The following is a 13,920-nucleotide window of genomic DNA, read 5'->3' on the forward strand; positions in this document are numbered from 1 at the left end:
GACGACCGGGAGGACGAGAGCCCCGGAGGCGCGACCTGCGCTCCGGGGCTCTCTCGCGTCGTCCGCCGCGCGGCTCGCCCGCCCGGGCCCGACCCGTGCGGGACGGCCCGCGCCGGCTCAGCTGAGCGCGGCGGCCTGCCGGGCGATCTCGAGCTCTTCGTTCGTCGGGACGACGAGCACCTGGACGGGTGCGCCGTCGGGCGAGATGAGGCGTGCCTCGCGGGAGGCCAGCTCGTTGCGGTCGTCGTCGACGTGGATGCCGAAGAAGTCGAGGCCGAGCAGCGTGCGACGACGCAGCAGGGCGTTGTTCTCGCCGACCCCCGCCGTGAAGACGACGGCGTCGAGACCGCCGAGCTGCGCGACGTAGGCGCCGACGTAGTGCCGGATGCGGTGCCGGTAGACCGCGAGCGCGGCTTCGGAGACGGCGTCGCCGCGTGAGGCGCTGTCTTGCACGTCGCGCATGTCGCCGCTGCCGGTCAGGCCGAGCAGGCCGCTCTTCTTGTTGAGCAGCGCCTCGAGCTCGTCGAAGTCGAGCCCGGCCTCACGGTGCAGGTGGAACACGGCCGCCGGGTCGATGTCGCCCGAGCGGGTGCCCATCACGAGGCCCTCGAGGGGCGTCATGCCCATGCTCGTCTCGATCGAACGACCCCCGTCGACGGCGGCGACCGACGCTCCGTTGCCGAGGTGCAGCACGATGATCTTGAGCTCGGAGAGGGGACGGCCGAGGAACTCGGCGGTCTTCTCGCTGACGTACTTGTGCGACGTGCCGTGGAACCCGAAGCGGCGCACGTGGTGCTTCTTCGCCAGCTCGGCGTCGATGGCGTAGGTGTAGGCCGCGGGGGCGAGCGTCTGGTGGAACGCCGTGTCGAAGACCGCGACGTGAGGCACGTCGGGGAAGGCCTCCTTCGCGGCCCGGATGCCCTGGAGGTTGGCCGGGTTGTGCAGCGGGGCGAGGGCCGAGAGGCGGTCGATCGCCTTCTCGACGTCGGCCGTGACGACCGTGGCGCGGTCGAAGTCCTCGCCGCCGTGGACGACGCGGTGGCCGACCGCGACGGGCGGGTACTCGGCGAACGACGGGCCGTGCGCGTCGAACGCCTCGAGCATCGCCGCGAAGCCGGCCGCGTGGTCGGCGATCGGCTGGGTGTCGTTGCGGGTCTCGTCACCCGTGACCTCGTTGCGGTGCCGGGTCGAGCCGACGTCTTCGCCGATGCGCTCGACGAGGCCGCTGGCGAGCGTCCGCTCGCCGTCGAGCTCGATCAGCTGGTACTTGAACGACGACGAGCCGGAGTTGACGACGAGGACGGTGCTCACGAGGGGGCTCCTTCGGGGGTGGGGGTGGTCGGCGCCGGGGCGACCGGTGCCGCGGGGGCGTTCTCGGCGGCCTGCGTGCCGGCCTGGATGGCGGTGATGGCGACGGTGTTGACGATGTCGCCGACGAGCGCGCCGCGCGAGAGGTCGTTGATGGGCTTGCGCAGGCCCTGCAGGACGGGCCCGACGGCGACGGCGCCCGCGCTGCGCTGCACGGCCTTGTAGGTGTTGTTGCCCGTGTTGAGGTCGGGGAAGATGAACACCGTCGCCCGGCCGGCGACCTCGGAATCGGGCATCTTCGCGGCGGCGACGGTCGGGTCGGCCGCGGCGTCGTACTGGATCGGGCCCTCGACGAGCAGGTCGGGGCGACGTTCGCGCACGAGGGCGGTGGCGGCGCGCACCTTCTCGACGTCGGCGCCCGAGCCGCTGTCGCCGGTGCTGTAGCTCAGCATCGCGACGCGCGGCTCGATGCCGAACTGCAGGGCCGTCTGCGCCGACGAGATGGCGATGTCGGCCAGCTGCTCGGCGGTCGGGTCGGGGATGACGGCGCAGTCGCCGTAGACCAGCACGCGGTCGGCGAGCGCCATGAGGAACACGCTCGACACGACCCCCACGTCGGGCAGGGTCTTGATGACCTCGAAGGCGGGGCGGATCGTGTGCGCCGTCGTGTGCTTGGCGCCCGACACCATGCCGTCGGCCAGGCCGAGCTTCACCATCATGGTGCCGAAGTACGACACGTCGGTGACGGTGTCCATCGCCTGCGAGACCGCGATGCCCTTGTGGGCGCGCAGCTTGGCGTACTCGGTCGCGAACAGCACCTGGAGGCTCGGGTCGAACGGGTCGAGCACCCGCGCGGCGGAGAGGTCGAGGCCGAGCTCGGCGCCCCGGGCGCGGATCGCCGTCTCGTCGCCGAGCAGGGTGATGTCGGCCACGCCGCGTTGCAGCAGGGTCGAGGCCGCGCGCAGGATGCGGTCGTCGTCGCCCTCGGGCAGGACGATCTTCTTCCGGAGGCCGCGGGCCCGCTCGAGCAGCTGGTACTCGAACATGAGGGGCGTGACGACGCCGGACGGGCTCACCTGCAGCAGGCGCAGCAGCTCGGCACCGTCGACGTGCGTCTCGAACAGGGCGAGGGCGAGGTCGTACTTGCGCGGTGAGTCGGCGGCGAGTCGGCCCCTGGTCTGCGTGATGGCGAGGGCCGTGTCGTAGGTGCCGGTGGTCGTGGTGGCGATCGGCAGCGGACTGTCGAGGCCCTCGAGCAGGCGCTCGACCTGCGGGGCGAGGGCGAAGCCGCCGTTCAGCACGATGCCGGCGAGCGACGGGAACGTCTCGGAGGCGTGGGCGAGCACGGTCGCGACGAGGACGTCCGACCGGTCGCCCGGCACGACGACGACGGCGCCCTCGGTGAGCCGGGGCAGCACGTTCTCCATCGACATGGCCGCGACGACCACGCCCAGCGCCTCGCGGTCGAGCAGGGCGTCGTCACCCCGCAGCAGCGTGGCGCCGGTGGCCTGCAGGACGGCCCGCATCGTCGGGGCCACGAGCACCCTGTCCTCGGGCAGCGTCCAGATCGGCACGCGCCCGGTGGGCGAGGACTCGAGGGCGTGACCGATGCCGTCGACCACCTCGTCGAGGTGGTCGGGGTCGACGCGGTTCGCGACGACGGCGAGCAGGCTCGCGTGCTCGCTCCGCAGCTCGGCCGTGGTCAGCTCGGCGACCTGGCGCATGTCGGCGCCGGTGCGCCGGGTCTGCCCGTCGGCGCTGCGGCCGCCCAGCACGAGCAGCACCGGGGCGCCGAGGTTCGCCGCGATGCGGGCGTTGTACGAGAGCTCGGTCGGGCTGCCGACGTCCGTGTAGTCCGAGCCGATGACGACGACCGCGTCGCACTGCCGTTCGACGGCGGCGAACCGGCTGACGATCGTGGCGAGCGCGGCGTCGGGGTCGGCGTGCACCGCGTCGTAGCTGACGCCCACGCACTCGTCGTAGGCGAGGTCGACGCTGTCGTGCGAGAGCAGCAGCTCGAGCACGTAGTCGCGTTCGTCGGTCGAGCGGGCGACGGGTCGGAACACCCCGACGCGGCCCACCTCGTGGCTGAGGGTGTCGAGCACGCCGAGCGCGATCGTGGACTTGCCCGTGTGGCCTTCGGCTGAGGTGATGTAGATGCGTGTCGACACCCGGCCAGCCTACGGGCGGCAGCCTTCGAGCCGCCGGGGAGGCGTGCCCCGCCCGGGGGTCGTAAGATCGGCCCGTGGCCACCCCGAGGAAGACCCGGACGGCGCGGTTCACCCGCGACGACGCCCTCGCGCGCGCGGTGGCGTCCACCCGCCTCGAGGGCGGGTCGCTCTCGGACGACCAGCGCCGCCTGATCGAGCGCTACCAGGCCGGCGAGCTCAGTGCGGACGACGTGACCGACCGCGTGGTCTCGGCCGCCCAGACCGAGCAGTGACCGACGACCCGTACTACTGGCCGGGCACGGTCGTGCTCGCGAACGCCTTCGACATCCACGACGCCGACGAGTTGCGCCGGGTCGAGGACGACCTCGCCGGCACGGTGCTGGCCTTGCTCGACGCCGTCGACCTGCCCGACGAGTACGGCCGCGAGCTGCTCTGCGCGATCCACTCGACCGTCTTCGGGCTGATCTACCCCTGGGCCGGTCGGCTGCGGACGGTGGGCATCACGAAGGGCGTCGGGTCGTTCACCCCGCCCGAGCACCTCGACGCCGCCCTGCACCGGTTCGAGGACGACCTCGCCGAGGCCCCCGACGGGTCCGACCGCCCGGCCTTCGTCGTGGCGCTCGCCCGCCTGTACCGCGACCTCAACCACGTCCATCCGTTCCGCGAGGGCAACGGCCGGGCGCAGCGGGCCTTCTGGGACCTCTGGTGCCACGAGGAGGGCTACCGCCTCGACTGGGCCTCGGTCACGAAGGACGAGAACGACTCGGCCTGCCGCGCCGGCGACGTCGGCGACCTGGGGCCCCTCGAGGCGATGTTCGACCGGGTGCTGCTGCGCGCCTCCTAGGCTGTCGGCATGCTGATCCGCACCGCGACCGAGGCCGACCTGGCCGGCGTCCTCGAGATCCACGCCGACGCCGTCGCGCACTCGAAGGCCATCTGGACCGACGTCACGCCGACCCTCGAGGGCCGTCGTGAGTGGCTGACGGCACACCAGGAGGCGCGGCGCGGCGCGATCGTCGCGGTGGACGGCGACGAGGTGGTCGGCTACGGCAGCTACGGCCCGTTCCACGCCAAGGACGGCTACCGGCACACCTGCGAGAACTCGGTCTACGTGCGGCCGGGCCACCAGGGCGAGGGCGTCGGGCGGGGGTTGCTGACCGAGCTGGTGGAGCGGGCCACGCGCGACGAGCTGCACGTCATGGTGGCGCTGATCGAGGCGGGCAACGAGGCGTCGGTGCGGTTGCACGCGTCGCTCGGCTTCGAGGACGCCGGCGTGCTGCGCGAGGTCGGCACGAAGTTCGGCGAGTGGCTCGACCTCCGCTACATGACGCGCCCCCTGGCCTGACCCCGAGCACTCCCCCGGGCCACCGTCCGTCGAAGTCGACGCCCGCGGCGAAGCCGCCCGGCCCCGGACGGCCCCGGATGATCGACGCCCCACGCCCGCCCGTCCGCGGCGAAGCCGCAAGCGCCCGGCCACGTCCACGCCTGCCCGTCCGCGGCGAAGCCGCCCGCGCCCGGAGGGCGCCGAACAAGCACAGAGCGAGAAATGGCTCCTCCCGAAGGGAGGAGCCATTTCGACGCGGAGGATAGGGGATTCGAACCCCTGAGGGCTTGCACCCAACACGCTTTCCAAGCGTGCGCCATAGGCCACTAGGCGAATCCTCCAGGGCGGGCACACGGCGGACCGGCGCACGACCGAGACCAGCGTACCGGACTCCGCGACGCCTGACGGACGCCCCGTGTCGGTCCGGCTCATGAGGCTCCCTCATGGCTACGGTCGGGGCATGACCGACGCGCACCGCCCCTCCTCGGAGCACCTCGACGCCGCCGCCCTCCCGCCGCGCGCCCGCACCGTCGTCTCGGCCCTCCGTGCCGCGGGTGCCGAGGGCGAGGTCCGCGCGTTCGACGAGTCGACCCACACGGCCGCCCAGGCCGCCGCGGCCCTCGGTTGCGAGGTGGGCGCCATCGCCAGCAGCCTGGTGTTCCGCACCGGCGACGAAGCGCTCCTCGTGCTCACGAGCGGCGCCCACCGGGTCGACACCGACCTCGTGGCCTCGACGCTCGGGCTCGGCCCGATCATGCGGGCGAACGCCGACCAGGTGAAGCGCGCGACCGGGCAGGTGATCGGCGGCGTGGCACCGCTCGGCCACCCGGCCCCGGTGCGGACGCTCGTCGACACCGCCCTCGCCGCCCACGACGTCGTCTGGGCGAGCGCCGGCACGGCGAACACGGTCTTCGCCAGCAGCTTCGACGAACTGGTGCGCGTCACGGGTGGCACCCCGGTGCGGGTCGCCGACGACGACCTCTGAGCCGGTCACCCCGGCTCCGGCCGGGGGCCCGGCGGCCAACGTCGGCGGCCCCCCGTAGCATCGACGCATGCCGCCCCTCACGTCCGCCCGCGTCGACGCCTGGCTCTGGGCCGTCCGCCTTTACAAGACCCGGTCGGCCGCGAACGCCGCCTGCCGCGCCGGCCACGTCCGGGTCAACGGCGACCGGGTGAAGGCCGCCCAGGCGGTGCGCCCCGGTGACGAGGTGCGGGCCCGCATCGCGGGCTTCGAGCGCATCGTCGTCGTGAAGACCTGCCTGGTGAAGCGCGTCGGCGCCCCCGCGGCGGCCGAGGCGCTGACCGACCTGACTCCCCCACCGCCCCCGCGCGAAGAGGTCGCCGCCGTCCCGGTGCGCGACCGAGGGGCCGGGCGCCCGACCAAGCGCGACCGGCGCGAGATCGAGCGCCTCCGTGACCGCGCCGAGAACTGACACTCGCTCGACTCCCGCGATCGCGGGCTCCCCGCACTGGGGTGGAGCGGCCCGGTTTCTGTGCGTATGCATCGTCTACGCTGAAGGTGCGGCGCTGCCCCGACAGCAGCAGCCCCGGGTCGGGGGACCCGGGGTGACGCCCACCTCTGGGGGACGACATGAGCACGACCGACGCGGCGACGCCGACCGAACGGGGCACCGTCACGGTGCGGCCCCGGCGCGAGCTCGCCCGGGGCGCCACCCTCACCGGGGTGTTCAGCCTTTCCCCCGTCCTCGTCGCGGTGCTCTGGCTGACCCTGCCGACGGGCCACCAGGACGGCGTGCTCGCGGTGGCGGCCGGTGTCGTGGTCATGGGCCTGCTCATGTACTGGCGCTACCGCCTCTCGTTCGCCGCCGTCACCCGCACCGAGTTCGTCAAGCGCGGCTGGCTGCCCGGTTTCGTCCGCCTGCGGCGTGACGAGGTCGACTCGCTCGTGCTGGTCCGCACCTACCGCGACCACTCCACCGAGACGGTCACCCAGCTGCTCGCCCTCGACGACGAGGGGCGGCGGCTGTTCCGCATGCGCGGCACCTACTGGTCCGAGTCCTCGGTGGACGCCGTCGTCGAGGCCCTGGGCATGCCGACGACCGTCGTGCCCCGGCCGCTCACGCGCCGCGAGTTCTTCGCCGCCTACCCCGACAGCCCGTACTGGTACGAGAGTCGGCCGTGGATCGGCGTCACGATCGCGTGCGCCCTCTTCGCCCTGGCCACCGGCACCCTGGCCCTGCTCTTCCAGGCCTTCGGCACCAGCGTCTGAGGCGACCTAGCGACGGCGCAGCGTGCCGAAGATCCCCTTGACGACCTCGCGGACGACGGCCTTGCCGGCGCTCGACCCGAGCACCTCGCCGAGGAGTCCCCCGGACGCACCCGACGAGCGCGACCCCGAGGAGGCGCGGGTCGTCGAGCCACGTCCGGCGCGTGCCTTCGCGGCCGCCCGCTCGGCGCGCTCGAACTCCGCCTGCTGACGTTCGTACTCGGCCTGGGCGGCCTTCCGCTCGCGTTCGGCGGCGGTCGCCGCCTTCGCGTCCGCCTTCTCGCGGGCCGCGGCCTCCTTCAGCCGGGCGTCGATGGTCGCCTGCCGGGCCGCCGCGTCGGTGCGCTCGCGCTGGTCGAGCGCCGCGGCCTCGAGCTTGCGGGCGAGCATCTCGCGGGCCGAGTCGCGGTCGATCGCCGCGCCGTACGCCGCGATCAACGGCGAGGCGGCGACCGCGGCCGTCATGACGTCGGCGGGGGTCGGCGACATCGATCCGCGCGGGGCCCGGAGGCGCGTCCAGGCGACCGGGCTGGGGGCGCCCTTCTCGTCCATGACCGTCACCACCGCCTCCCCCGTGGCCAACGTCGTGAGCACCTCGGCGAGGTCGTAGTCGCTCGTCGGGTACGTCGACACCGTGGCCCGCAGGGCCTTGGCGTCGTCGGGGGTGAAGGCCCGCAACTGGTGCTGCACGCGCGAGCCGAGCTGCGCGAGCACCTCGCCGGGGACGTCCTTCGGGGTCTGCGTGACGAAGACGATGCCGACGCCCTTGGACCGGATCAGGCGCACGGTCTGCGTGATCTGCGCCAGGAAGTCCTTCGACGCGTCCGTGAACAGCAGGTGCGCCTCGTCGAAGAAGAAGACGAGCTTCGGCTTGTCGAGGTCGCCCACCTCGGGCAGGTCGTTGTAGAGGTCGGCGAGCAGCCACATCAAGAAGGTCGAGAACAGCGCCGGCTGGTCGTGCACGCCGGGCACCTCGAGCAGGCTGACGATGCCGCGCCCGTCGTCGGCCGTGCGGAGGAACTCGGCGGTGTCGATCTCGGGCTCGCCGAAGAAGGCGTCGGCGCCCCGGTCGGCGAAGGTGATCAGCTCGCGCAGGATGACCCCGACGGTCTGCTTGCTGAGCCCGCCCAGGCCCTCGAGCTCGCCCTTGCCCTCGTCGCTCGTCAGCCACGACAGCACGGCGCGCAGGTCGGCGAGGTCGAGCAGGGGCAGCCCGGCCTGCTCGGCGTAGTGGAACACCAGGCCGAGGCTGCTCTCCTGCGTGTCGTTCAGGCCGAGCAACTTGCTGAGCAGCAGCGAGCCGAAGCCGCTGACCGTGGCGCGGACCGGGACCCCCGTGCCCACGCCCCCGAGGGCGAAGTACTCGGTGGGGGCCGCCTGCGGCGACCAGTCCTGCCCGATGCCCCGCGTCCGCGCGAGCAGCTTGTCGTTCGCCTCGCCCGGCGTCGCGATGCCCGAGAGGTCGCCCTTGACGTCGGCCGCGAACACCGGCACCCCGGCGGCCGAAAGCTGCTCGGCCAGCACCTGCAGGGTCTTCGTCTTGCCCGTGCCGGTCGCGCCGGCCACGAGCCCGTGCCGGTTGAGCATCGACAGCGGGATGCGCACGGGGACGTCCGCCCGGGCCTCGCCGTTCACGAGCGCGCCGATCTCGAGCGCGGGACCCTCGAAGCCGTAGCCCGCACGGACGGCGTCGACGGCCGATTCGTCGAGCGGCCCGCCGACCGGCATCGGCAGCCCCTCGACCGGGCTGCCCGCCACGGTCTCGGGTTCGGTGAGCCCTGCGTCGGCGGCGGCGTCGGCGACGTCCGCCTCGGCTGCCGCCGGCTCCGGGTCGGCGGCCGCGTGATGCGGCTCGGCGGCGCTGGACGCGGCCGCCTCGCTCGCGAGCTGCTCGGCCCGCGCGAGTGCCGCCTCCGCGTCCTGCTTCGCCTTCTCGGCGGCGGCGACCGCGGCGGCGGCCTCCGCCCTGGCCTGCTCGAGCGCGTCCGTCATGTCGCCAGCCTAGGCACCCCCGGGGCTGCGGTCCGGGCGAGTTCGTCGACGCCGGTCGGCTGCGGACGCCCGGCGGTGGCGGACACGCCCGCCCTCGGCGGCGCGACCCCGGACGGCGACACCGCCGAGGTCGGGCCGAGGCGAGGGGCCGAGGTGAGCCGCCGAGGTCGGGCACCGCGGTCAGGCGCCGCGGCCCTGCCAGATCCAGCCGCGACCGCGGACGCGCTCCTGCTCGGCGAGCAGCCGGTGCGCCACGGGGGCCCAGAGCACCACGGCGACCCCGGCCCCGATCAGGAGGCCCCCGATCGTGTCGGTGAGCCAGTGGGCACCGAGGTAGGTGCGGCTCAGCAGCATGAGCACGGTGTAGACCGCACCGGCGACCCACACCCAGACGCGCCGCAGGATCACCCCGAGCACGACGGCCAGGGTCGCGGCGTTGGCGGTGTGACCCGACGGGAACGAGCCGTAGTCGCTCACCACGAGGATGTCCTCGGGCCGGGCCCGCCCGAAGGCGTGCTTGACGACCTGCACGACGCCGGCGCTGACCGCGCACGCCGCGATCCAGTACAGCGCAGCCCAGGGGCGACGCCGCAGCAGGAAGACCGCGGCGACGCCGAGCGGCACCACGAAGACGCCGACCACCCCGGCCCCGATCGAGTCGAAGACCAACGACGGGACGTCCCAGAAGGGGCTGCGGTGCTCGACCAGCTCGCCCATGAACCGCTCGTCGACGCCGATCACGCCCGCGCGCGCCGTGATGACCACGCCGAGCAGCAGCACGACCCCGATCGCCCCGAGGGCGCTGAACACCCACCACCGCCGCTGGACGCGGCGCGCCACCCGCTGTTCGGCGGGGGATGCGGGCTTGGGGGCGAGCGGGTCGATGCGCATCCCCAGACGGTACCGGCAGGCGCGGGCCGGCGACCGCACGGTGCCGCCGCGGCGTCCCGGCGCGTCCCCCGAGGAGGCGCGGGTCAGCGACCGAGCGCCGGCACCGTCCGCGGGCGCACCAGCAGCCACAGGCTCGCGATCGCCACGCAGGAGGTGGCGATCATCACGCTGCCCATCGGCACGGCCGACCCGATGCCCAGGAATCCGACCACCGGCGAGATGAGGCCCGCCAGGCCGAAGTTCAGCGCGCCGAGCAGCGACGCCGCCGTCCCGGCCTCCCTGCCGTGGTTGGCGAGCCCGAGCACCTGCACCTGCGGGAACGAGAAGCCGCAGGCCGCGATGAAGAACCACAGCGGCACGAGGATGCCGACGAGCCCGGCACCGAGCGAGTCGAGCACGACGATCGCCGCGGCCGCGAGCAGCAGCACGACGGTCGAGCAGGCGAGGATCCACTGCGGCCCCACCCGGCGGGCCAGCCGCGAGCTGATCTGCACGCCCGCGACGATGCCGAGCGAGTTGATCGCGAACAGGTAGCCGTACTGCTGCGCGTTCAGCCCGTAGACCTCCTGGAACAGGAACGACGACGCCGACAGGTACGAGAACAGGCCCGAGAAGACCATGGCCCCGATCAGGGCGACGCCGACGAAGATGCGGTCGCCGAACAGCACCTTGTAGCGCTGCCGCAGGGTGCTGTGTCCGGCCTCCTGGCGCCGCGCGGGCGGCAGGGTCTCGACGATCAGGAAGATCGCGGCGATGATCACGAAGGCGCCGTAGGCGACCAGGAAGACGAAGATGCCGCGCCAGCTCGTGAAGGCCAGCAGCTGCGACCCGATGACGGGCGCGACGATCGGGGCGAGCCCGTTGACCAGCGCCAGGCGCGACAGCATGCGCACGAGGGGCAGCCCGCCGAACAGGTCGCGCACCGTCGCCATGGCCACGACGCCGCCGGCGGCCGCGCCCATGCCCTGCAGCACGCGGAACACCGCGAGCAGCTCGATGGTCGGCGCGCTGGCCGCACCGATGCTGGCGAGGATGTGGACGGCCGTCGCCACGATCAGGGGCGTCCGTCGACCGACCTTGTCGCTCCACGGTCCGACGAGCAGCTGCCCGACCCCGAAGCCGATGGTGGTCGCGGTCAGCGTCAGCTGGATGACCCCGCTGTCGACCGAGAAGTCGCGACTGAGCTCGGGGAACGCCGGCAGGTAGAGGTCGATCGTGAACGGTCCGAGCGCGGTGAGCGCGCCGAGCACGACGACGTAGACGAGCCGCTGACGGCGGGTCAGGGAGTCACCCGGGTGGACGACGGTGGTCACGAGGCAGGTCCTGTCTGGAGGGGTCACGAGGGGGTGGTCACGGGCTGGAGGACGTGAGGAGGCGCGGCCGCGGCGGGCCGGACGACTCACGGGTCGAATCGATGCGATCGCGTCGACGCGGACGACCGCCACGTGGTTCGAGGGGGTGGGAGGAGGGAGGGGGACGCCGTCGGTGCACGACACCCGTCGCGTCCCAGCCTATCCCGCTCGCGAGGCCCGCCGACAGTCCCCCCGGCGCCTTGCCGTGTCGGCGTGCCGCCCCGGTCTAGGCTCGACCTGGCCTCGGACGCGACCGTCCCGTCCCGGGCCCCGAGGAGGAACGTCCATGGTCGACGCGCGCATCGTCCAGACCACGAAGGCGCTGCACGCCGCCGTCGTCGAGCTCGCCTCGACGCGGGCCGTGTCGAGCATCTCGGTCGCCGACGTGACCAGGGCCGCGGGCATCAACCGCGCCACCTTCTACAGCCACGCGACCTCGCCGGGCAGCCTGCTCACCGCGGTGCTCACCCCCGAGCTGGACGCGATCCGGGCCGAGGACCACGCCCTGCGGCTCGAGGGCCGGGCCGACGGCCCCGAGGCCACCCGGCGCGCCATCGAGAAGGTCGTCGACCACGTCGTCCGGTACCGCGAGATCTACCGCCTCGCCCTGCCCGACCCCCTCGACGCCTCGATCCACCAGGCCCTGGCCCGACACTTCGAGGAGTCCAGCGTGCAGCACCTGAGCACCCTGCCCGAGGGCAGCCTGCCCCAGGGGCTCTCGGTGCACATCGCCGCCGGGCACCTGGCGCACGGGCTCGTGGGCGCCATCGAGGCCTGGCTTCGCGGCAAGCGCACGAGCCGTCGGGCGCTGCTCGACACGATGACGCTCATGCTGCCCACCTGGTGGGGCTGACCGGCGGCCGTCCGCCGGGTCGACTGGTCGCCTAGGAGGCGCGCAGCAGTCCCGGCCCCACGCGCAGCACCCCGTCGGTGAGCGGCTCGCACCGGACTCCCCCGCGACCCCGGAGTGCCCGGAAGGCGCCGACGCCGAACACGACGTCCATCCAGGCGCAGGGGTTCGCCGCCCGGTTCGCCCGGAACGCCACCGGACCGTCGCCCGTGTCGAGGTCGAACTCGTGCCCGACCAGCGCGTCGACGTCGACTCCGCGGACGACCACGTTGCGGCGGGTCAGGGCCGCGTCGAGCGTCGTGCCGTCCGGCAGGCCGAGCTCGCGGGCGACGTGCTCGAGCTGCTCGGCGGCGAACAGGGTGACCGAGGCGCCACGGTGCGCCGGGGCGTTGAAGTAGCGGTCGCCCACGATGCCGAGGTGGGCCCGCACGGTGACGGCGTCGTGCCGCTCGGGGCCCGTGACCGGAGCCGGGGCCGGGCCGTCGGCGGGGCGCCCGACGTAGCGGGAGCGGGGCGAGGCGAGCAGCAGCTCGACGGTCACCGGCGTCGCGGACGGCACCCGCGCCTCCTGCGCTTCTCCCTCGGTGGCCACGGACGCACGATACCGCCCTCCGACGACGACGGCCGGGCACCCCTGGTGGGGTGCCCGGCCGGTGCCGGTGCCGCCGAGCGGCGGCGGGGTGCTACTTGGTGAGCGGCTCGAGGGTCGTGTCGTTGGCGTACGCCTCGGCGGCGTTCTCCTTCGTCACGATCTGGGGCGGCAGCAGGTAGGCGGGGACGACCTTGTTGCCGTTGTCGTACGACTTGTCGTCGTTCGTCTCGGCCTTGTCGCCCTTGCTCAGCGAGGTGACCATCGCGACGGCCTGCTTCACGAGGTTGCGGGTGTCCTTGTTGATGGTGGAGTACTGCTCGCCGGCCATGATCGACTTGACCGACTCGACCTCGGAGTCCTGACCGGTGACGACGGGGATCGGCTTCCCGGCCTGCTTCACCGAGGTGATGATGGCGCGGGCCAGGGTGTCGTTCGGGCTGAGGACGCCGTCGAGCTCCTTGTCGCCGTAGGTGCTGGTGAGCAGCGAGTCCATGCGGCGCTGGGCGTTCTCGGGCTTCCAGCCGTCGGTCGCCGTCTGCTTGATGTCGGTCTGACCCGAGGCGACGACGAGCGTGCCGTCGTCGATCTTCGGCTGCAGGACGCTCATCGCACCGTCGAAGAACACCTTCGAGTTGGCGTCGTCGGACGAGCCGGAGAACAGCTCGACGTTGTACGGGCCCTCAGCCTTCTTGGCGGCCATGCCGTCGAGCAGGGCCTGACCCTGCAGCTCGCCGACCTTGTAGTTGTCGTACGCGACGTAGTAGTCGACGTCGTCGGTGTTGAGGATCAGGCGGTCGTAGGCGATGACCACGGCGCCGGCGTCGTGGGCGGCCTTGACCTGGGTGCCGAGCTGGCCACCGTCGGCGGCGCCGATGATGATGACCTTGGCGCCCTTGGTGACCATGGACTGGATCTCGTCCTGCTGGTTGGCGACGGTGCCGCTGGCCGCTGCGTACTGCACGTCGGGCTTGAAGCCGGCGTCGGTGAGGTCCTCGGTGAACAGGTCACCGGCGAGGACCCAGTTCTCGCTCGTCTTGGCGGGCAGGGCCACGCCGATCGTCGAGCCGGACTCGAAGCCCGAGGCCGCGTCGCCCGAACCCGCGTCGGTGCGGGCCGAGTTCGAGCAGCCGCTCAGGATCAGCGTCGTTGCTGCGGCGACCGCGAAGGTCGTCAGCGCGAGTTTGCGCATGCTGTGTCTACTTTCTCGTTGTGA

The 13,920-nt window shown here is 73.1% G+C and carries 14 protein-coding genes and 1 tRNA gene; 7 read left to right on the forward strand and 8 right to left on the reverse strand.

The genetic code is table 11. The features are described from left to right. Window positions 1–117: 117 nt before the first annotated feature. A complete protein-coding gene (locus ABID81_RS02090; protein ID WP_354593175.1) occupies window positions 118–1,311 on the reverse strand; it encodes an acetate/propionate family kinase in 1,194 nt (397 codons plus the stop codon). Beyond that, complete coding sequence (pta, locus tag ABID81_RS02095; protein WP_354593176.1) at window positions 1,308–3,479, reverse strand: phosphate acetyltransferase; 2,172 nt, start codon at window positions 3,477–3,479, stop codon at window positions 1,308–1,310. The genes ABID81_RS02090 and pta overlap by 4 nt, the downstream gene beginning before the upstream one ends. 74 nt (window positions 3,480–3,553) lie before the next feature. Between pta and ABID81_RS02100 the strand changes: the two genes are divergently transcribed. Genes ABID81_RS02100 through ABID81_RS02110 form a run of 3 tightly spaced genes read left to right on the forward strand, consistent with a single transcriptional unit; the run spans window position 3,554 to window position 4,824 of the window. Continuing rightward, window positions 3,554–3,751, forward strand: a complete 198-nt coding sequence (locus tag ABID81_RS02100) for an antitoxin VbhA family protein (RefSeq protein ID WP_056257705.1) — start codon at window positions 3,554–3,556, stop codon at window positions 3,749–3,751. Next, the gene (locus ABID81_RS02105) at window positions 3,748–4,323 is read left to right on the forward strand and encodes a Fic/DOC family protein (RefSeq protein ID WP_354593177.1); all 576 of its coding nucleotides are present in this window, start codon (window positions 3,748–3,750) and stop codon (window positions 4,321–4,323) included. Before ABID81_RS02100 ends, ABID81_RS02105 begins: the two co-directional genes overlap by 4 nt. Window positions 4,324–4,332: 9 nt before the next feature. Beyond that, window positions 4,333–4,824: a GNAT family N-acetyltransferase gene (locus tag ABID81_RS02110; protein WP_354593178.1), complete on the forward strand. Its 492-nt coding sequence runs from the start codon at window positions 4,333–4,335 to the stop codon at window positions 4,822–4,824. A 235-nt stretch (window positions 4,825–5,059) separates the two neighbouring features. On the opposite strand, the gene ABID81_RS02115 is transcribed toward ABID81_RS02110, so the two are convergent. Further along, a tRNA-Ser gene (locus ABID81_RS02115) sits at window positions 5,060–5,144 on the reverse strand. Window positions 5,145–5,263: 119 nt separating this feature from the next. Here ABID81_RS02115 and ABID81_RS02120 point away from each other — a divergent pair. The 3 genes from ABID81_RS02120 (at window position 5,264) to ABID81_RS02130 (ending at window position 7,033) form a co-directional block, all read left to right on the forward strand. After that, window positions 5,264–5,788, forward strand: a complete 525-nt coding sequence (locus tag ABID81_RS02120) for a YbaK/EbsC family protein (protein WP_354593179.1) — start codon at window positions 5,264–5,266, stop codon at window positions 5,786–5,788. Between the two features lie 67 nt (window positions 5,789–5,855). Beyond that, the gene (locus ABID81_RS02125) at window positions 5,856–6,236 is read left to right on the forward strand and encodes an RNA-binding S4 domain-containing protein (RefSeq protein ID WP_354593180.1); all 381 of its coding nucleotides are present in this window, start codon (window positions 5,856–5,858) and stop codon (window positions 6,234–6,236) included. Between the two features lie 158 nt (window positions 6,237–6,394). Then, on the forward strand, window positions 6,395–7,033 hold the full coding sequence (locus ABID81_RS02130; RefSeq protein WP_354593181.1) for a hypothetical protein: 639 nt from the start codon (window positions 6,395–6,397) through the stop codon (window positions 7,031–7,033). Window positions 7,034–7,039: 6 nt separating this feature from the next. Here the strand turns inward: ABID81_RS02130 and ABID81_RS02135 are convergent, their stop codons facing one another. From ABID81_RS02135 to ABID81_RS02145, 3 genes are all read right to left on the reverse strand, one after another. After that, the gene (locus tag ABID81_RS02135) at window positions 7,040–9,022 is read right to left on the reverse strand and encodes a helicase HerA-like domain-containing protein (protein ID WP_354593182.1); all 1,983 of its coding nucleotides are present in this window, start codon (window positions 9,020–9,022) and stop codon (window positions 7,040–7,042) included. A gap of 180 nt (window positions 9,023–9,202) precedes the next feature. Beyond that, window positions 9,203–9,913 carry a phosphatase PAP2 family protein gene (locus ABID81_RS02140; RefSeq protein ID WP_354593183.1) on the reverse strand — a complete coding sequence of 237 codons (711 nt, stop codon included), beginning with the start codon at window positions 9,911–9,913 and terminating at the stop codon, window positions 9,203–9,205. Between the two features lie 83 nt (window positions 9,914–9,996). Further along, window positions 9,997–11,226: a multidrug effflux MFS transporter gene (locus ABID81_RS02145; RefSeq protein WP_354593184.1), complete on the reverse strand. Its 1,230-nt coding sequence runs from the start codon at window positions 11,224–11,226 to the stop codon at window positions 9,997–9,999. 325 nt (window positions 11,227–11,551) lie between these two features. Between ABID81_RS02145 and ABID81_RS02150 the strand changes: the two genes are divergently transcribed. Beyond that, window positions 11,552–12,118, forward strand: coding sequence for a TetR/AcrR family transcriptional regulator (locus tag ABID81_RS02150; protein ID WP_354593185.1), 567 nt, complete (start codon window positions 11,552–11,554; stop codon window positions 12,116–12,118). Between the two features lie 31 nt (window positions 12,119–12,149). Here the strand turns inward: ABID81_RS02150 and ABID81_RS02155 are convergent, their stop codons facing one another. Together ABID81_RS02155 and ABID81_RS02160 are read right to left on the reverse strand one after the other, a co-directional pair. Continuing rightward, the gene (locus tag ABID81_RS02155) at window positions 12,150–12,707 is read right to left on the reverse strand and encodes an MOSC domain-containing protein (protein ID WP_354593186.1); all 558 of its coding nucleotides are present in this window, start codon (window positions 12,705–12,707) and stop codon (window positions 12,150–12,152) included. Between the two features lie 91 nt (window positions 12,708–12,798). After that, on the reverse strand, window positions 12,799–13,896 hold the full coding sequence (locus ABID81_RS02160; protein ID WP_354593187.1) for a substrate-binding domain-containing protein: 1,098 nt from the start codon (window positions 13,894–13,896) through the stop codon (window positions 12,799–12,801). Between the last annotated feature and the right edge of the window lie 24 nt (window positions 13,897–13,920).

It is taken from the genome of Frigoribacterium sp. PvP054, assembly GCF_040547465.1.
Taxonomy (GTDB): Bacteria; Actinomycetota; Actinomycetes; order Actinomycetales; family Microbacteriaceae; genus Frigoribacterium.

Excerpts from the sequence above, each read along its gene's own strand:
- ABID81_RS02110 (WP_354593178.1), top strand. The coding sequence starts at position 4,333 with ATGCTGATCCGCACCGCGACCGAGGCCGACCTGGCCGGCGTCCTCGAG.
- ABID81_RS02125 (WP_354593180.1), top strand. The coding sequence starts at position 5,856 with ATGCCGCCCCTCACGTCCGCCCGCGTCGACGCCTGGCTCTGGGCCGTC.
- ABID81_RS02135 (WP_354593182.1), bottom strand. The coding sequence starts at position 9,022 with ATGACGGACGCGCTCGAGCAGGCCAGGGCGGAGGCCGCCGCCGCGGTC.
- ABID81_RS02160 (WP_354593187.1), bottom strand. The coding sequence starts at position 13,896 with ATGCGCAAACTCGCGCTGACGACCTTCGCGGTCGCCGCAGCAACGACG.
- ABID81_RS02130 (WP_354593181.1), top strand. The coding sequence starts at position 6,395 with ATGAGCACGACCGACGCGGCGACGCCGACCGAACGGGGCACCGTCACG.
- ABID81_RS02120 (WP_354593179.1), top strand. The coding sequence starts at position 5,264 with ATGACCGACGCGCACCGCCCCTCCTCGGAGCACCTCGACGCCGCCGCC.
- ABID81_RS02150 (WP_354593185.1), top strand. The coding sequence starts at position 11,552 with ATGGTCGACGCGCGCATCGTCCAGACCACGAAGGCGCTGCACGCCGCC.
- ABID81_RS02140 (WP_354593183.1), bottom strand. The coding sequence starts at position 9,913 with ATGCGCATCGACCCGCTCGCCCCCAAGCCCGCATCCCCCGCCGAACAG.